This is a genomic window from Kitasatospora sp. NPDC058243 (assembly GCF_042882025.1).
Taxonomy (GTDB): domain Bacteria; phylum Actinomycetota; class Actinomycetes; order Streptomycetales; family Streptomycetaceae; genus Kitasatospora.
On sequence record NZ_JBHVWW010000110.1, the window covers coordinates 1 to 17,208 of the forward strand.

General features: G+C 74.2%; 14 protein-coding genes. 8 read left to right on the forward strand and 6 right to left on the reverse strand.

What is annotated here, in order from left to right; genetic code table 11:
- The coding region (gene mca / locus ACFVX9_RS38325; protein ID WP_387986750.1) for a mycothiol conjugate amidase Mca at window positions 1–833 on the reverse strand (833 nt) is incomplete at its 3' end.
- A 126-nt stretch (window positions 834–959) separates the two neighbouring features.
- Between mca and ACFVX9_RS38330 the strand changes: the two genes are divergently transcribed.
- From ACFVX9_RS38330 to murQ, 4 genes are all read left to right on the forward strand, one after another.
- Window positions 960–1,718: a TetR/AcrR family transcriptional regulator gene (locus ACFVX9_RS38330; RefSeq protein ID WP_387986753.1), complete on the forward strand. Its 759-nt coding sequence runs from the start codon at window positions 960–962 to the stop codon at window positions 1,716–1,718.
- A gap of 96 nt (window positions 1,719–1,814) precedes the next feature.
- A complete protein-coding gene (locus ACFVX9_RS38335) occupies window positions 1,815–2,495 on the forward strand; it encodes a DUF6445 family protein (protein ID WP_380371118.1) in 681 nt (226 codons plus the stop codon).
- A gap of 170 nt (window positions 2,496–2,665) precedes the next feature.
- Window positions 2,666–3,289 (forward strand): HAD family hydrolase, encoded by a 624-nt coding sequence (locus ACFVX9_RS38340; RefSeq protein ID WP_387986758.1) that lies wholly within the window; start codon window positions 2,666–2,668, stop codon window positions 3,287–3,289.
- Window positions 3,290–3,447: 158 nt separating this feature from the next.
- Window positions 3,448–4,353, forward strand: coding sequence for an N-acetylmuramic acid 6-phosphate etherase (gene murQ, locus ACFVX9_RS38345; RefSeq protein ID WP_387986761.1), 906 nt, complete (start codon window positions 3,448–3,450; stop codon window positions 4,351–4,353).
- A gap of 53 nt (window positions 4,354–4,406) precedes the next feature.
- On the opposite strand, the gene ACFVX9_RS38350 is transcribed toward murQ, so the two are convergent.
- Window positions 4,407–6,596 carry an MMPL family transporter gene (locus tag ACFVX9_RS38350; RefSeq protein ID WP_387986764.1) on the reverse strand — a complete coding sequence of 730 codons (2,190 nt, stop codon included), beginning with the start codon at window positions 6,594–6,596 and terminating at the stop codon, window positions 4,407–4,409.
- Between the two features lie 421 nt (window positions 6,597–7,017).
- Between ACFVX9_RS38350 and ACFVX9_RS38355 the strand changes: the two genes are divergently transcribed.
- Both ACFVX9_RS38355 and ACFVX9_RS38360 read left to right on the forward strand, forming a co-directional pair.
- Window positions 7,018–8,322, forward strand: coding sequence for a sensor histidine kinase (locus ACFVX9_RS38355; RefSeq protein WP_380483669.1), 1,305 nt, complete (start codon window positions 7,018–7,020; stop codon window positions 8,320–8,322).
- Entirely contained in the window at window positions 8,319–9,026 is a 708-nt protein-coding gene (locus ACFVX9_RS38360) for a response regulator (RefSeq protein ID WP_387986767.1), read from the forward strand. Before ACFVX9_RS38355 ends, ACFVX9_RS38360 begins: the two co-directional genes overlap by 4 nt.
- Before the next feature lie 295 nt (window positions 9,027–9,321).
- Here the strand turns inward: ACFVX9_RS38360 and ACFVX9_RS38365 are convergent, their stop codons facing one another.
- Complete coding sequence (locus tag ACFVX9_RS38365; RefSeq protein WP_380483673.1) at window positions 9,322–9,969, reverse strand: TetR/AcrR family transcriptional regulator C-terminal domain-containing protein; 648 nt, start codon at window positions 9,967–9,969, stop codon at window positions 9,322–9,324.
- Window positions 9,970–10,092: 123 nt separating this feature from the next.
- Here ACFVX9_RS38365 and ACFVX9_RS38370 point away from each other — a divergent pair, with 123 nt between their 5' ends.
- Entirely contained in the window at window positions 10,093–11,412 is a 1,320-nt protein-coding gene (locus tag ACFVX9_RS38370; protein ID WP_380483675.1) for an MFS transporter, read from the forward strand.
- A 38-nt stretch (window positions 11,413–11,450) separates the two neighbouring features.
- On the opposite strand, the gene ACFVX9_RS38375 is transcribed toward ACFVX9_RS38370, so the two are convergent.
- Window positions 11,451–12,002 carry a YcxB family protein gene (locus ACFVX9_RS38375; protein WP_380371138.1) on the reverse strand — a complete coding sequence of 184 codons (552 nt, stop codon included), beginning with the start codon at window positions 12,000–12,002 and terminating at the stop codon, window positions 11,451–11,453.
- Window positions 12,003–12,222: 220 nt separating this feature from the next.
- On the opposite strand from ACFVX9_RS38375, the gene ACFVX9_RS38380 reads away from it, so the two are divergent.
- Window positions 12,223–13,662 carry a hypothetical protein gene (locus ACFVX9_RS38380; protein WP_387986772.1) on the forward strand — a complete coding sequence of 480 codons (1,440 nt, stop codon included), beginning with the start codon at window positions 12,223–12,225 and terminating at the stop codon, window positions 13,660–13,662.
- Window positions 13,663–13,739: 77 nt separating this feature from the next.
- On the opposite strand, the gene ACFVX9_RS38385 is transcribed toward ACFVX9_RS38380, so the two are convergent.
- Window positions 13,740–14,945: a hypothetical protein gene (locus ACFVX9_RS38385; protein ID WP_363373022.1), complete on the reverse strand. Its 1,206-nt coding sequence runs from the start codon at window positions 14,943–14,945 to the stop codon at window positions 13,740–13,742.
- Window positions 14,942–17,208: hypothetical protein (locus ACFVX9_RS38390; protein WP_387986775.1), on the reverse strand; the 2,267-nt coding region annotated here is incomplete at its 5' end. The genes ACFVX9_RS38390 and ACFVX9_RS38385, both read right to left, overlap by 4 nt.

The window sequence follows — 17,208 nt, forward strand, 5'->3', positions numbered from 1 at the left end:
GGGGGGTTTTCGTTGGCAGAGCCTTCGCCTTGGGTGCCCGGGGGGGGGACGGGGACCGGGCCTGGGGTTGAGGTGGGGGGGGCGTGGGCAAGGGGTCCCGGGCCCGGGATGGAAACTGGCTGGACGCACGCGATCCGGGTGGTGGTGGCGAGGGCGGGCGGGGTGTCCGGCCAGTCCGCGAGCAGTGCGCCCATGCCCGAGGGGACGCCCCGCTCCGTCATCGCGTCGTGCAGGGTCTGGAACCAGGCTCTGGAGAGCGCCAGGTGGTAGTAGAGCTTCGCCGCCTGCCAGGGTTCCCCCGTCTCGGGGTGGCGGCCCGGGTCGGCGGCGGCCTCGAAGGCCTCGACCGTGACCTGGTGGGTCATCACGTGGTCGGGGTGCGGATACCCCCCGGTCTCGTCGTAGGTGACCACCACGTGCGGACGGAACTCCCGGATCAGGGCGACCAGCGGCGCCGCGGCCGCCGCCACGGGCTGGGCGGCGAAGCAGCCCGCCGGCAGCGGTTCGCCCGGGCCCGGCATGCCGGAGTCCACGAAGCCGAGGAACTGCTGGCGCACCCCGAGGATGCCCCGGGCGGCCGCCATCTCCTCGCTCCGGATCCGGGCGAGGTCCGCCCGGACCTCGGGGCGGTCCATGGCCGGGTTGAGCACCGAGCCGCGCTCACCGCCGGTACAGGTGGCGACCAGGACGTCCACCCCCTCGGCAGCGTACCGCGCGAGGGTGGCAGCGCCCTTGCTGGACTCGTCGTCGGGGTGGGCGTGGACGCTGAGCAGGCGGAGCCGCCCGGCGTACTGGGTGAACACGGCGCCTCCGTACGTGGCCGATGTGGTCATGCGCCCTCCCCGGGTCGTCCGTCCGGCGGCCGCTCCGACCGCCCGGAAGAAATTTAGGACGGACCCATCGATTAGGTCAAGCCTAATTTCTGGGTCCGACCCAGCGAACTGCGCTACGCTGCCCCCATGACGGAACCCACAACGGAACCCACAACGGAATCCGCGACGGAAACCCTGACGGGAACCGGGGCCGCCCCGACCCTGCGCGAGCTCAACAAGCGCCGCACCCGCGAGGCGATCTCGCACGCCGCGACCAGGCTCTTCATCGAGCAGGGCTTCGACCGCACCACCATCGCCGAGGTCGCGACGGCCGCCGGAGTCGCCAAGATGACCGTCACCAACCACTTCCCGCGCAAGGAGGACCTCCTCCTCGACCTGCACGAGGAGATCGTCGGTCGGCTCGCCCGGGCGGTCGCCGAGCGTGCGCCCGGCGAGTCCGCCCTCGCCGCGCTGCGCCGCGACTGCCTGGCCGGCCTCGACCGGCACGACCCACGGCTCGGCTTCTCCGGCCCGGCGTTCGCCCGCACCGTCGCCGACAGCCCCGCCCTGGTCGCCCGGATCCGCGAGCTGCACGAACAGAGCGAGACCGCCCTGGCCGAGGCCCTGGCCGGGGCCACCCACCCCACGACAACCGGCACTCCGCCCGGCGCATCGCCCGACACGCCGGGCGGCACACCGGCCGGCCCGCCGGTCGACTTCGAGAGCCGGGTGGCCGCCGGGCTGCTCGCCGCCGTCGACCGCACGGTGTTCACCGAAGTGTTCCGCCGACTGCTGGCCGGCGACGAGGCCGCCGCCATCACGGCAGCGGTGCACCCCTCGGCCGTCCGGGCCTTCGACCGACTGGAGGGCGCCCTGGGCACCTTCGCCGTCCGGCCGGGCTCCTGACCTGCGGCGCGAGACGCCCACCCGTGGAGAGCCCTTGACGAAAGGTTGACCTGCTCACGGCAGAAGGTTGACGACCGCCGCCCCTATCGTCGGCCCATGCCCTCACAGCCCATCAGGCCCACCACCCTGCCGGTCCTGCCCTACCGCAAGCCCACCCGAGGCCGGGACTACTGGGTCCTGGACAACGTCCTCCCCGACCCGGACGCCGTCCGCGAGCGCTGTCTGGCCCGCGGCGACTGGACCGAAGGCTACCCGCACCGCCCCGAGACCTGGCCCGGCCTGCGCACCATGCCCGGCCTGGAGCCCGACGAGCTGGCCCGGGTGGAGGCCCTGGTCCGCAAGGCCACCGGCGCTCCCCGGCTCTGGGTGCAGAGCACCCCGGGCGGCGGCACTCTCAACCACAACTGCGTCCAGGTCGTCGGCGCCGGGGAGTCGGAGTCCCGCCCGCACACCGACTCCCGCGCGCTCTGCCGCTACGCCGCCGTGCTCTACCTCAGCCCAGGCGCGCCGAAGGACGCCGGCACCAGCTTCTACCGCCAGCAGTTCCCCGGCGGACGCCTCGGCGGGAACCTCGTCAACGCGCCGCACAACAACCTGGTCGAGGCGCTCGGCACCCGCCACGTGCCCGCCGACCACTTCACCGAGGACGTCCGCGTCCCCAACCGCTACAACCAGCTGCTCCTCTACCACGCCAACCTCATGCACAGCGCGACCTCCTACTACGGCGCCGAGCTGCCGGAACGTCGGATGACGGCCGTCTTCTTCTGGATGGCCTGACGGACCGACAGCACGCCCGACCACCGAACGCGGCAACCGAACGCGGCCGCCGAACGCGGTCTCCGGAGCTGCCGAGGACTCACCGCCCCCTTGACCCGGCCCCGCCCGCACCCCCGAGAGTGGCAGGGGCGGGCCGCGCCACGGCGGCCGCAGCGGAGAGGGGACCACCCGTGAACGCACCCTGTCTCATCCTCGACATCGGCGGCGTCCTGGAATACACGCCGAGGACGGGCTGGCCGGAGCGCTGGGAGCGCCTGTTGGAGCTGCCGCCGCACGCGATCGACGAGCGGCTGCGGGACGTCTGGCAGGCCGGCGCGATCGGTGGCATCACCGAGCCGGAGGTGCGTGAGCAGGTGGCCGCCCGGTTGCACCTCGGTCCGGCCCAGGTCGAGGCCTTCATGGCCGACCTCTGGGAGGAGTACCTGGGCACGCCGAACGAGGAGCTCATCGCCCACGTGCGCGGGCTGCGCGGGCGGGCCCGGCTCGGCATCCTCAGCAACAGTTTCGTCGGCGCCCGCGAACGCGAGGTCCCGCTCTACCGGTTCGACGAGCTGGTGGAGCACATCGTCTACTCGCACGAGATCGGGACCGGCAAGCCCGACCCGCGCGCCTACGAGATCACCTGCGCCGAGTTGGGCGTCAGCCCGGTCGACTGCCTCTTCATCGACGACCACGCGCCCAACGTCCAGGCCGCCCGGGCAGTGGGCATGCAGGCCCATCTGTTCGAGGACAACGCCCCCGCCATCGCCCGCATCGCCCGTCACCTCGGCGACGGCGACGGCGACGTCCGTTGACGGGCTGAACGGGCTGAGCACTCACTCCGTACGTGGGGGGCAGAACGGACACCCCTGACGGCCCGGCGCCCGCCACGGCGCCACCCCGACCGAGGCCCCGGAGACCACGCGCGGCGCCGCACCGATTGGCGACCGCCGCGTCCGGGGACGCTGGCCGCATGCACCAGGACGCCGTACCGCCGACCGAGACGATCCGCCCCGACTGGGCCGGGATCGACCAGCTGCCGACCACCGACCTGCTCCGCCTGATGAACGCCGAGGACCGCACCGTCCCCGCCGCGGTGGCCGGGGAGTTGGTCCGGATCGCCGCCGCGGTGGACGCCACAGCGGCACGGATGGCGGCCGGTGGGCGGCTGGTCTACGCCGGGGCGGGGTCCGCCGGGCGGCTCGGAGTGCTGGATGCCGCCGAGTGCCCGCCGACCTTCGGCACCGATCCGGGCCTGGTGGTGGGCCTGATCGCGGGGGGCGGGACCGCCGTGACCGAGGCCGTCGAGGGCGCCGAGGACCGCCCGGAGCTGGCGGCGGCCGACCTGGCCGCGCTCCGGCTCACCCCGGCCGACACCGTGGTGGGCGTCTCCGCCTCCGGCCGCACGCCGTACGCGGTGGCGGCCGTCCGGACGGCACGGGCGGCCGGGGCGCTGACCGTCGGACTGGCCTGCAACCGGGGCTCGGCACTGGTGACGGCGGCCGAGCTGGGGATCGAGGTGGAGGTCGGCCCGGAGGTGCTGGCAGGGTCAACCAGGCTGAAGGCGGGCACGGCGCAGAAGCTGGTGCTCAACATGCTGTCGACGGCCGTCATGGTCCGGCTCGGCCGGACGTACGGCAATCTGATGGTCGACGTCCGGGCCACCAACGCCAAGCTCCGCGCACGGGCCCACCGGATCGTCACGGAGGCCACCGGCGCCGACGAGGCGGCGGTCCGCCGCGCGCTCGCCGCCACCGGGGGCCGGGCCAAGGACGCGATCCTGGTCCTGCTCGCGGACGTGGACGCGCCGACCGCCGCCCGGCAGCTCGCCGCCTCCGGCGGGCGGCTGCGCGAGGCACTGCGCGCCCACCGCCGCTAGTACTCCAGCAGGGCTTCGACGTTTTGCCTGCCGGAGTACTGACGGCTCGCCGGTCAGGGCACCGGGACGCGGTACGGCTCCGGGGCCGGCTCGGCCCGGTGGTGGCGGGCCGGGCGGAGCGGCCACCAGAGGGCGCGGCCGAGCAGGGCGGCGACGGCGGGCACCAGGACCAGGGACAGGACGACGGCGGAGAGCAGGATGCCGAGCGTCAGCGCGAAGGCGACCTGTTCGCTGCCCGGGGTGGCGGCGAGGGTCGCGAAGGAACCGGCCAGGACCAGGCCGGCCGTGGCGATGGCGGGCGTGGTGTGCCGTACGGCGCGGGCGACGGCGGCGCGGGGCGGGCCGGGGCGCTGCATCTCCTCGCGGATCCGGTCGGTGATGAGGATGTTGTAGTCGGTGCCCAGCGCCACGACGAACAGGAACAGCACCAGCGGGAGGGTGAAGCTGACGCCCGGTTCGCCCAGCCCGTGCTGGAACAGCAGGGTCGCGGCGCCGAGGGTGGCGGCGAAGCCGAGCCCGACCGAGAGCATCAGGACCAGCGGGGCGAGCAGGCTGCGCAGGAGCAGCAGCAGGATCAGGGCGATCAGGGCGGCCGCGACCGGGAAGACGATCGCCAGGTCGTGGTCGACGGCGGTGGAGATGTCGGCGAAGATCGCCGCCGTGCCGCCCACGTGGACGCTGGTCCCGGCGGGTGTGTGGGCGGCGACCGCGGCGCGGACCGGGCCGGAGGCCAGGTCGCGGGCGCGCCGGCTCTGCGGGTCTGCGGTCAGGTAGAGGTCGATCCGGGCGGCGCGCCGGTCCCCGTTGAGGACGGTGCCGCCCGTCTTGCCGACTCCCTCGACCTGGGTGAGGGCGTGGGAGAGGCCGTCGAGCCGGCCGGGGGTGAGGGTGGTGCCGTCCGTGGTGACGACGTAGACGCTCGTCGGGTCGGAGACGCCGGCCGGCAGGGTGCGGGAGATCTCGGCGGCGGTGGCGGCGGCCGGGGTCCGGTCGCCGGCGCCGCCGAGGCCGTAGTCCATCCGGATCCCGGTCATCCCGGCGGCCAGCGCGCCGAGCAGGGCGAGGGCGGCGAGCAGCATCGGCAGCGGCCGCTGGGCGACGAGCGTGCCGAAGCGGGCGGCGAAGCCCTCGTCCGGCTGGCGGCGCAGGCTGCGGGAGGGCCAGAACATACCGCGGCCGCAGGCGGCGAGCAGGGCGGGCATCATGGTGAGGCTGCCCAGCAGCATGACCAGGACGGCGACGGCGATGGCCGGGCCGAGCGAGCGGAACTGGCCGAAGCTGGCCACGCCGAGGGTGGCGAAGGCGGCGACGATGGTCAGCGCGGCCGAGGTGATCGCGGTGCCCACCCGGGCGGTCACCTGGGCGGCGGCTTCGCGGGCGGGCTGCTCGGGCCGGGCCCGCAGGTGCTCGCGGAAGCGGAAGAGCAGGAAGAGCAGGTAGTCGACGCCGATGCCGAGCAGGACCACGGAGACCAGCCCGGGGGTGCCGGCGTCGAGCTTGAGGCCGGTCAGCGTCGCGGCGACGGCCACGGCTCCGCCGGCCGCGCTGCCGATCATGGCGACGGCGAGCAGCGGCAGCAGGGCCGCCGCCACGCTGCGGAACACCAGCACGTTGAGCAGGACGATCAGCCCCATGACGAGCGCACTGCCGACCGTCGCGGCGGTGCGGTGGGAGTCGGCGGTGTCCACGGCGTCGGCCAGTCCCCCGGTGAACCCGGTGCGCATCCCGGCGTCGGCGAACTGGGCCCGGGTGGCGTCCCGGAACGCCCGGTAGACGCCCTGGACGCCCTCGGCCGCGGCGTTGCCGGTCAGTTCGACGGAGAGCAGTTCGAAGCCGCGGTCGGGCGCCACCATGGCCGGGGCGACCCGGGGGGTCTGGGACCGGTCGGGGACGAGGAAGGCCGGCTCGTCGTCCTTCCTGGGCATGACGACCCGGCGCTGGGCGAGCTTCGCCGCCTCGGCCTCGACCCGCTGCTGGTCGGCGGCGGTGAGCACCTGGCCGTCGGTCCTGGCGACCAGCACCGTGACCGTGGTGGCGTCGGGCTTCATCCCGAAGTTCTCCTCGGCGATCCGCAGCGCGGCGGCCGAGTCGTAGCTCTTGGGCAGGAAGTCCCCGGTCTGGGACTGGGTGACGCGGGCGAGCAACATCGGGCTCAGCAGGGCCAGGGAGAGTCCCAGCACCACCCAGAGGGTGATCACCTTCCACGGGTTCCTGGTGGAGTATCCGGTCAGTGCGCGGATCACGATTTCCTCCGGCGGTGGACGCGAGCGTCCGCAAGGTCGGTCTCGGCTCCGGGGATTCCCGGCCGGGTTCCAGACCATCACCCGGGGTGGGCCGCGGACGTCCCTGCGACGGACGATCCGCACCGGGGCCCCTGCTCCTCGGCCGGGCCCGGACCCGGGACCGTGGTCCTGGTCCGGGCCCCGTGATCGGCCGTGGGGACCATGCCGGGGCGGGGTGGGCCGATGCCAGAATGGGGTCATCGGGCCTGTTCAGAGCCTGTTCAGGGCCTGAAACAGGGTCTGATCGGGGCCTGATCGGGCTCATCGGGGCTCGTCAGGGCTCATCGGGGCTCGTGGCTCGGGGCTCGGGGCTCGGGGCTCGGGGCTCGTCAGGGCTCATCGGTGAGGCGCGGCGCGGGCCGGGCACGGAGGGGGAACGGACATGGGCGGTCATCAGCGCCCCGCGATGGACGCGGCACTCGGGGCGGACCCGGCACACCCGGCACACCGGGCGAGCGGGAGCCCGGGGCCCGGCGGGGTGGCGGACGCGCCGCCGGAGACCGACGGCGCGCCGTGGACCCACGCCGACGCGCTGGTGGCCGCCTGCGTCTGCACGCTCGACCTGCTCAACTACCTGCTCTTCAGCGAGATGGACGGGGTACGCCGGGTGACCCCGCCGGGCCTGCTCCTCGTCGCGCTGTCGGCCCTGCCGCTGCTCGTCCGGCGCCGCCACCCGGTGCCGGCGCTCGCCGTGGTCCTGGCCGTCGAGGCCGCGATCGACCTGTCCACACCGGCGAGCACCCACTTCGGCGCCGTCCTGATGGTCGGCCTGTACTCGGTCGCCCGGGCCCGCCCCGCCCCGGTGACGGCGGCCGCCGCGGCGGCGACGACGGTGCTGACCACGCTGAGCCAGAGCCACCTGCGCGTCCCCTCCTGGCAGGCGCTCGCCGGCACCTCCTGCTCCACCCTGCTCGTGGCCGGCGCCGGCCTCGCCGTGGCGCGCTGGCAGCGGGAGGTCGCGGCCAACCGCAAACTGCTGGCCGAACGCGCGGTGGCCGACGAACGCCGCCGCATCGCACGGGAGTTGCACGACATCGTGGCGCACCACATCACCACCATGCAGCTGATGGCCGGCGGCGCCCGGGCCAACCTCGCCCACCCGGAGGTGGTCCGGGACGCCCTGGTCACCCTGGAGTCCTCCGGGCGACTGGCCCTGCGGGAGATGCGCCAGCTCCTGGACGTCCTGCGGGCCGGCGACGAACCGGACACCGCCCCGCCCTCGCCCCAGCCCGGGGCCGAGGACCTCGGCCGGCTGGTGGACGAGTCCCGGGTGGCCGGCCTGCCGACCGACTTCGGCGTCCACGGGCCCCGCCGCCCGCTGCCGCCCACCGTCGGCCTGACCGTGTTCCGGATCGTCCAGGAGGGCCTCACCAACGCCCGCAAGCACGCCGGGCCCGCCCGCGCGACCGTCACCCTGACGTACGGCCCGGACCGAGTCACCGTCGAGGTGCGCGACGACGGGGGCACGGCGGGCACGGGCGGCGCCGCACCGCAGGAGGCGGTGCCGGCCGGCGGCCGGAGCGGGTACGGCCTGATCGGCATGCGCGAGCGCGTCGCCCTGCACGGCGGCACCCTGCGGACCGGACCACGTCCGGAGGGCGGCTTCGCCGTCCTGGCCGACCTGCCACTGGCCCCGGAGGAGACGGCCGACGCGGCCGTCCAGCACGGAACGGCGACGGCCCGGTGAGGTCGAACGACGGCGGCCCGGTGGGCGCGGTGGCACCGGGCATCCGGGTCCTCATCGCGGACGACCAGCCGCTGGTGCGGCGCGGCCTGTCCCTGATCCTCTCCCCCGACCCGTCCTTCGAGGTGGTGGGCGAGGCCGAGAACGGGGAGCAGGCCGTCACCGCCGCCCGCCTGCTGCGCCCCGACGTCGTGGTGATGGACATCCGGATGCCCGTGCTCGACGGGGTCGGCGCGACCCGGGAGCTGGCCCGCACCCTCCCCTCCTGCCGAGTCCTCGCCCTCAGCACCTTCGACATGGACGAGTACGTGGTGGCCGCGCTGCGCGCCGGCGCCCACGGGTTCCTGCCCAAGGACGTCTCGCCGGAGGAACTGGGCGCGGCGATCCGCACCGTCCACGCCGGCGAGGCGGTGGTCGCCCCGCGCCTGCTCACCCGGCTGATCTCCACCTACGTCCGGGCCCCGGTCGGCGCCCCGCCGCCGGTCACCGACACGGGTGGGCTGACGCCCCGGGAGGTCGAGGTGTGGCGGCTGATGGCCACCGGCCTCGACAACGCCGAGATCGCCCGGGCCCTGGACATCAGCCTGTCGACGGTGAAGAACTACATCACCAGCATCTTCGGCAAGCTCGACGTCCGGGACCGCGCCCAGGCGGTCATCGCGGCCTACGAGTCCGGCCTGGTCACCGCGCGCACGGGAGGCGGGTAGCGGGGGCTTTCCGTCTGCGGGTCCTTGTCGACCGCGAGCTCTACCTGCCCAGGTCCTGGGCCGAGGACCAGGACCGCTGCCGCGCGGCGAAGATCCCCGGCCGACGCCTGGCAGCGGATCCCGTGCGGTGCCGGCGCAAAGGGACCGCGTACCCACGACCGGGCGGCCATCCGGCTGCCCGCCGTGGCGGAGTTCGACTACCGGGGCGAGGTCCAGGTCCGCCAGCGGTGGGCACCGGCCCGCCGCAGCCTGAGCAGGCCCAGGGCGGTCATGGCGGTCATGGCGGTCATGGCGGTCACGCGAGCCCATCCGTCCCGAGTGTCTCGCGCGCGATCTCGGCCCGGAAGCCCTCGATCAGGACGCGCAGCCCGTACTCGAAGTCGGCGTCGTGGTCGGTCATGCGCAGCACGTCGGCCGCCTCGCGCAGCAGCGGGAGGTCGTGCAGGGCTTCGTCCGGGAAGGGCGGCCGGGCGCGGTCGGCGGCGTCCTGTCGCCAGGCCTGCTCCTCGGTGACCCAGCCCATGATGTAGCGGTCGATGGTGAGCAGCAGTCGCAGCGCGGTGCGGGGCCGCAGGCCGGCCTGCCGGAGGGCGTCCAGCTGGGCTTCGACGGCGGGCAGTTCGTCCTCGGTGGGCAGCGTTCCGGCGTGCACCCGGGCGCCGTCGCGGTAGGCGAGCAGGGCGTGGCGCTTGGCGCGGGCGTCGGCGGCGAGCCAGTCCGGCCAGTGCTCCGGATCCGGGCTGCGGTCGGCCGGGAGGGCCTCGGCGAGCATCGCCTCGGCCATCAGGTCGAGCAGTTCCCGCTTGTTCTTGAAGTGCCAGTACAACGCGGGCGACTGGACGCCGAGTTCGCGGGCCAGCCGCCGGGTGGTCAGGCCGTCGATGCCTTCCTCGTCGAGTACGCGCAGCGCGGTGCGCACCACCTCGTCGCGTTGCAGTGCCACCGCCGGCCGCCTCTCCGTCATTCGCTTGCCCACTCCACCTTATCGCCGCTAAGTTCCCGAGCTGGAATTTATCAGCGATAAGGAGAGCCGTCATGGTCGACGGCCCGAAGGGACCACCACCCCATGACCTCCGGAACGGACCGCCCCCGGTCCCGACTGCTGCCGAACACCGCGCCCTGGCGGTCCTCCCGCGACTTCCGCCTCACCTGGACGGCCGGCACCGTCACCCTGCTCGGCTCCGTCCTGACCATGACGGCGATCCCGCTCCAGATCGCCGACCTCACCGGTTCACCGCTGGCCGTGGGCGCGGTCGGCGCCGTCGAACTCCTGCCGACCATCGTGTTCGGCCTCTACGGGGGCGTCCTCGCCGACCGTGCCGACCGCCGAACCGTCGCCCTGGTCACCGAACTCGCACTCGCCGCACTGAGCGCCCTGCTGCTCGCCAACGCACTGCTCGGCACCCCCGCGCTCTGGCCGCTGTACGCGGCCGCCGGACTGGCAGCGGCACTGCAGGGCCTCCAGCAGCCCTCGGCGGAGGCGATGATCCCCCGGCTGGTACCGCCCGACCAGCTGGTGGCGGCGGGCAACCTGCTCTCGCTGCGCTGGAGCATCGCCGGGCTGGCCGGCCCGGCCACCGCCGGAGTGCTGATCGCCACGGCCGGCGTCCCGGCCGCCTACCTGGTCGACCTCGGCACCTTCCTGGTCTCGATCGCCCTGCTCACCCGGGTCCGGCCCGTCCCCTCGCAGCGGGACGCCGAGGCACCGCGGCTGCGGGAGTTCGTCGACGGCGCCCGGTACGCGGCCCGCCGCCCCGACCTGCTGGGCACCTACCTGGCGGATCTCGCGGCCACCGTCTGCGCCCTGCCGACCGCGCTGTTCCCGTTCCTCGCCCAGGAGTTGGACGCGGTGTGGGCGCTCGGCCTGCTCTACTCGGCCGCTGCGGCGGGCGGCCTGCTCGCGGCCGCCACCGGCGGCTGGACCGAGCGGGTGCACCGGCACGGCCGACTGGTGCTGCTCTGCGCCGCCCTCGTCGGCGCGGCGACGGCTGCGGCCTCGTTCGCCCCCGGCCTGTGGGCCGTCCTGCTCTGCCTGCTCGTCGCGGGCGGCGCCAACCAGATCGGCGACACCTTCCGCAGCGCGATCTGGAACCAGTCCATTCCGGACGAACTTCGGGGCCGTGCCGCCGGTCTGGAGATGCTGATCGGCTCCGCCGGCCCCGCCCTCGGGGACCTGCGGGCCGGCGGTCTCGCCGCCCGGCAGGGCATCCGCGTCGCGCTGCGCACCGGCGGCCTGCTCTGCCTGGCCGGCACCGCCGCCCTGTCGGCCGCACTGCCCGCGCTCTGGCGCTACGACCAGCGCGACCAGCGCGACCAGCTAAGCCACCCCGACCAGCTAAACCACCTCGACCAGCCCGCCCGACCCGACCGACAACCCACGCCATGACCGCCCACCCCGACAGCGGCGAACCGGGGCGCCGCCCCTCAACCCCGGGCGGGCACCGTGGCGTGCCGGGCGATCAACGCGCCGAGCCGGCCCGGGTCGCCGGTGCCGCGCTTGGGCAGCAGGGTCAGCACGTGCGTCTGCTCGTCCCCGCCCAGCAGGACGAAGAGTTCGGGCGTCTCCAGGTAGTACGGAAGCTCCCGCCAGGCGAGTTCGGTGCTGGACACCGCGTTGGTGACGGTCACCCCGGCCTCGCCGAGGACGATCCGGAACTCGCCCTTGTCCGCCGCCATCCGCCGCACCTGACGCAGTTGCAGCCAGGGCAGTCCGACCACCAGCAGCAGCGCGACCGCGAGCATCACCAGGGCCGGCGGTCCCACCGTCCGGTCGGCGACCGAGGTCAGCACCGCGCCGGCCGCGGCGCAGGAGGCGATCAGGTACCTCGACCGCCGGGCCCGTCGACCCGCCGCCGTGCCCCGGGCCCGGGCCGCGAAGGCCGCCCGGAAGTCCGCGGTCGTCGGCGTGTAGCGGACCTCGACCGACTCCTCCACCTGCTTGCCGCCCTCCGCCCGCGCCCCCTCCGCACCCTCCACCCGCAACCCCTCCGTACCCTCCGCCCGACGCCTCTGCCGCCGGATGCTAGCAAAGGCCGTGTGCACCCGATCCATCGCCCTCTCCCTCCCTTCGCGGTGACGCGATTCCGCCGCTCCCGGGCGGGCATCGTTGACCTCCCGCCGCACCCGGCGGTTGGCTCACCACGAGCCGGCCGCCGGGGAGTTCGGCGCGGCCGGCCGTACCCAGGGGAGGGACCAGATGACCCGCACACGTTCCGCACCACACCTGCTGCGCGCGGCCGGCGCGCTGGCGGCGGCCGCGCTGGCCGCCGTCACGGTGGCGACGCCCGCCCAAGCGGACGCGCTGCACGGCCGCAACGAACGGGTGTCCGTCGGGCTCGGCCAGGCGCAGCCCGACGGCGCCTCGTACGCCGCCGGTCTGAGCGCCGACGGCCGCTTCGCCGTCTTCACCTCGAAGGCCGCCAACCTGGTGCCCGGCGACACCAACGGCAAGTCGGACGTCTTCGTCCGGGACCTGTGGACCGGCCGGACCGAACGGGCCAACACCGGCGCGGACGGCGCCCAGGCGGCCGACGACTCCTTCGACGCCACGATCAGCGGCGACGGCCGCTACGTGGCGTTCAGTTCCTACGCCACCAACCTCGCCCCCGGCGGGAACCTCGGCTTCGAGGACGTCTACGTCCACGACCGCTGGACGGGGACCACCGAGCTGGTGTCCACCGGCCACGACCCGGCCAAGCCGCAGGCCGGCCGGCAGTCCGGCCACCCGTCGATCAGCTGGGACGGCCGGTACGTCGCCTACCAGTCCAACCGCTCCGACCTGGCCCCCGGCACGGTCACCTGGACGGGCGGCAACATCTACGTCACCGACCGCCGGACGGGCGGGACCCGCCTGGTCAGCGTCGGCGCGGACGGCACCGAGGCGAACGCCTCCTCCGCCGAGCCGGTGATCAGCGGGGACGGCGGCTCGGTCGGCTTCATCTCCAAGGCCACCAACATCATCGGCCAGGACAAGCCCGGCGCCCTCGCCGCGAAGGCCGCCGCCGAGCTCGACGCCGTCTCCGACGAGGAGTTCGTCCGCGACTCCTTCCGGCACGACGACCAGCCGACGATCCTCAAGCCCCGCTTCTACCCCCTCTACGTCCGCGACCTCCGCGCCGAGCAGAGCGTCCTGGCGAGCACCGACGGGGCGGGCGGCTACCGCGGGGCGGCCTCGCCGGCGCTCAGCCAGGACGGCCGGTACGCCGTCTACTCGGCGCTGCTCCAGGACGGCAACGGCCCCTGGGGGCACCACTTCGAGGTGTACGTCCGCGACTTGGAGGAGGGCACCGAGACCCTGGTCAGCGCCGGGCTCCCGGGGACGAAGACCTCCGGCGACTCCTACCACGCGCAGATCACCGCCGACGCCCGCTGGGTCTACTTCGACTCCGACGCGGCGAACCTGGTGCCCGGGGACACCAACAACGCCGGGGACGTCTTCCGGCGCGACCTGTGGACCGGCCGCACCGAGCGGGTCAGCGTGGCGACGGACGGCTCGCAGACCGCCGGCGCCTCGGAGCGGCCGTTCGTCGACGCCCTCGGCACCACGGTGCTGTTCACCTCCGAGGACGGCACCCTCGTCCCGGGCGACACCAACCAGGCCCCTGACGTCTTCCTCCGCCGACTGCCGCTGCTCTGACCCGGAGCCGGCCGAACCCGGCCCGTCCTGGTCCGTCCGGGCCGGGCCAGGCCGGGCCGGGCCGGACCCGGCCGTGCTCAACGCGCCGGCAGCAGGTACCCCAACTGCGAGACCGCAGGCCACAGTTCGTCCGCCAGCCGGGCCGCGCCCGCCACCGCGCCGACGAACACCTCGGGCGCGCCCGCCGCGGCCACCAGCCCGCCCTTGGCCACCGTCGCCAGCCCGGCGACCAGCCCCGCCCCGGCCGCCGCCCAGATGCCCAGCGCGAGCAGCGCACCCGCGCCCAGCCCGGCCAGGAACAGCTCGCCCTCACGGGTGAACAGCCGCTGGTCGCGCTGCACCGCGGTGGCCAGTTCGGGGAGCAGCGTCGGCCCCAGCGTGCGGGCGCGCTGGCGGGCGGCGATCAGTCTGAGCATCGCCTCGCGGATCTTGTCGGGCAGTTGCACCGACCGCAGCGGCACCCGGTGGATGTGGTAGAGCACCAGCCCGTCGTAGCCGGGGCGCCCGTTCGCGGGCCGCGGGTGGTCCTTGAACTCCGCCCGGTTGGTGGGCCAGTAGCAGATCCAGTCGACGGAGGTCTCCCCGTTCGCCTCGGTGACGTTGAGCGGCATCGGCAGCACCATCAGCCCCGCGCCGAGCCGCCAGTCGGTGCCCGCGCCGACCACCGTGTCGGGCAGCTGCTTGACGGCGGTCTGCTGCATGACGGCCAGCCGGTTCCCGATCATCCGGCCGCACGGGTCCCGCAACACCGAGATCTTGCCCTGGAGTTCGCGGTAGGTGTCGAGGGCGCCGCCCTCGGTGCCGACCTCCAGGGCTTCCAGCCTCAGCTCCGGCACGTGGTTCTGGATGCCGAGCATGTCCGGTTTGAGCGCCCCGCCGGGGGTGAGCTCGCGGATCGCCTTGACCAGTTTGACCGCCGGGGTGCTCCGGTCCTTGAGCATCCGGGTGATCGCCTCGACCTTCGCCGCCGGGAAGACGTTGCGCAGGTCCTCGGAGAGCACCTGGAGCACCATCCGCAGCACCGGGTCCGGCGGCTGCTGGGTGAGCCTGGCGTAGGGCAGCGCGTCCTGCTGGTCGAGCCTGCCCCGGCCGGGCGTGCCCCACCACTCGCCGATCCGGTCGAGCTGGAAGGTCACCCAGGTCGCGCCGGGGCGGGCCTCGAAGTCCGTCCCGAAGTGGTGGCGGATCCACAGCTCGGCGGCCAGGTACTCGAAGACCGTGGGCGGCTCCGCGCGTGGCGGGCCCAGCAGTTGGCAGGCGTCCTCGTCGCGCAGGAAGCTCACGACATGTCCTTGAGCGGGCTGCTGACGGCGATGTCGGTGCCGGAGGTCGGCGTGTACTCGTTCCACTCGGCGATCAGGGTGCCGTGCCGGCCCGGGCGGCGGACCGGGAACGGTGTCAGGGTGCCGTCGTGGCGGTGGGTGAGGCCGGCCAGCAGCAGGTGCCGCCCGTCGTCCGGGACCCGCACCACCCGGGCGGTCTCCTGGATCCGGCGGTCGTCGTACTCGTCGACGAGCACGACGGCGTCCGCCTCGAAGCCCGCGCTGGACGCCACCGGCACCAGGACGGGCGCTCCCCCGGCGGCCGGTTCGACCGCGGCGGCGCAGGTGGTCACCACCTCGTCCTCCAGCAGCAGCGCGCTGCTGCCGGGGTTGGCCGGCGGGATGCCGGGGTAGTTCCGGTCGTCGTAGGCGGCGATCTCCCGGGCGATGGTGAGGTACGGGTGGTCGGCGGGCAGCGGGGCGCCGTGGAAGCCGCCTTCGGCGAAGCGCACCCAGGCCTCCTCCCAGCCCTTGCGCACGGTGAGCACCACCCGGGCGCTGCCCGCGCGCAGGAAGGCCTGCCGGTTGGCGTCGGGGTGGGTGATCCTGCTGACGAAGCCCCAGGCGGCGGGCGCGTCCCAGAAGTACGAGTAGAGGAAGGTGACGACGTTCTCCCACTCGATGGCCTGGTTGATGAAGGCCACCTCCGCCTCGTGCCCGAGCACGGCCGCCCAGGCCGCGGCGCTCACCCCGATCCCGCCGGTGTCGTCGCCGGGGAAGCCGGCGCCGTGGCGCAGCCGGTCGGGGTCGTTGCCGACGGAGGCCTTGAAGGCGTCGACCACCTCCTGCGGCATCACGTGGTAGTCCACGCCGAGCAGGAAGCGCAGCACGCCCTTCATGACCTCGTCGCTCTCCTCGCGCCGGAGCGTGAGGGTGTCCACGCCGTTCAGCCGGTCCCGCAGGGCGGCGGCGCGGGCGGCGAGGTCCTGCTGTTCGGCGTAGTACTTGGTCTGGGCGGCGTTGAACAGGGCCGACCAGACGCCGTTCTGCCACTGCCGCCGGGCCTCGTCGGTGGGTTCGACGACGGCCGTGAGGCTGAGCCAGGTCTGCCGGTTGTTGACCAGGTGGAAGCTCACCACGGACGGCCCGCCCGCGTGCCGCAGCAGCGCGCCGTCGGCCGGGTCGGCGAGGTCGACCGGGCCGTGGGAGCCGAACGGCTCGTTCCACTCGGGGATGGTGCTGCCGAGCACCTTGAGGTTGTAGTTGTAGTCGCCGGTGCGGCTCTCGGAGGCGAACTGGAACCAGAGGTTCTTGATCCAGTAGCCGTCCGGGACGGTGAGCGGCGGCGCGTCGTAGATGCCGGCGCCGTCGTTGTTCGGCGCGGTGGCGTTGACGTGGACGTCCGGGTGCGGGCCGGGGGCGAGCTGCACCACGGCGCCGTACCGCTCGGCGAGCACCAGGTAGTGCGGCTGGCTCTCGCCGGGGCGGACCTCCTCGGTGATGTCCGAGTGCGGCACGTCGAACTGGAACGGCCCCACCTTCGATTCCAGCGCGGCGAGTTCCGCGTAGGCCTCGCGCAGCGCGCCGGCCGGTTCGGGGATCGCCAGGTCATAGGTGAGGCGCAGCCCGGAGCGGTAGAGCCGGACCCGCCACTTGCGCATCATGCTGAAGTAGTCGATCCGGATCGGGTCGGTGGGGCTGGCGTTCTTCAGTGTGCGGGTGGTGGTCTCCGAGGAGCCGGCGACGGTGGTCGTCGTGATGGTGACCTTGTGCTCCTGCTTGGTGCGGGAGGAGGCCTTCTGGGTGAGCGTGGTCGCGTGCTTGCGGCTGTCGGTGGCGGACTGGGAGTCGGAGTTCTGGCTGGTCATGCCGGAGGTGACGGAGCCGGAGATGAGCGGGATGCCGCCGGAGACGGTGCCGGTGACGTTGAACTGGTTGCTGTGCTGCAACTGGTTGGTGGTGGACTGGGAGAGTTCGGTGTTGTCGGTGACGCCGGTCTCGCTGACGTTCTCCAGCGTGTCGGTGACGATCGAGCTGAACTCCTTGGAGGTGACGGACCACTCCTTCTGGGAGACGGCCGTCTCCTCCAGCGGCGCGAGCGGGATGGTGGCGACGAGTTCGCCCCGCTCGATGCCGGCCGGGGCCATCTCCAGGCGTTCCAGGTTCATCATGCCGATCGGGGTGACGGCCGCGTTGTGGTCGTAGGCGGCGTTCGCGGCGGCGGCCCGGGCGGCCAGCGCCAGGCCCTCCTCGGTGCCCGCGGCCCGGCGCACCCGCTCCAGCG

What these genes read in the sequence shown, in the direction of transcription:
- ACFVX9_RS38330 (WP_387986753.1), top strand. Translation starts at nt 960, where the DNA reads ATGACGGAACCCACAACGGAACCCACAACGGAATCCGCGACGGAAACC.
- ACFVX9_RS38335 (WP_380371118.1), top strand. Translation starts at nt 1,815, where the DNA reads ATGCCCTCACAGCCCATCAGGCCCACCACCCTGCCGGTCCTGCCCTAC.
- murQ (WP_387986761.1), top strand. Translation starts at nt 3,448, where the DNA reads ATGCACCAGGACGCCGTACCGCCGACCGAGACGATCCGCCCCGACTGG.
- ACFVX9_RS38355 (WP_380483669.1), top strand. Translation starts at nt 7,018, where the DNA reads ATGGGCGGTCATCAGCGCCCCGCGATGGACGCGGCACTCGGGGCGGAC.
- ACFVX9_RS38370 (WP_380483675.1), top strand. Translation starts at nt 10,093, where the DNA reads ATGACCTCCGGAACGGACCGCCCCCGGTCCCGACTGCTGCCGAACACC.
- ACFVX9_RS38380 (WP_387986772.1), top strand. Translation starts at nt 12,223, where the DNA reads ATGACCCGCACACGTTCCGCACCACACCTGCTGCGCGCGGCCGGCGCG.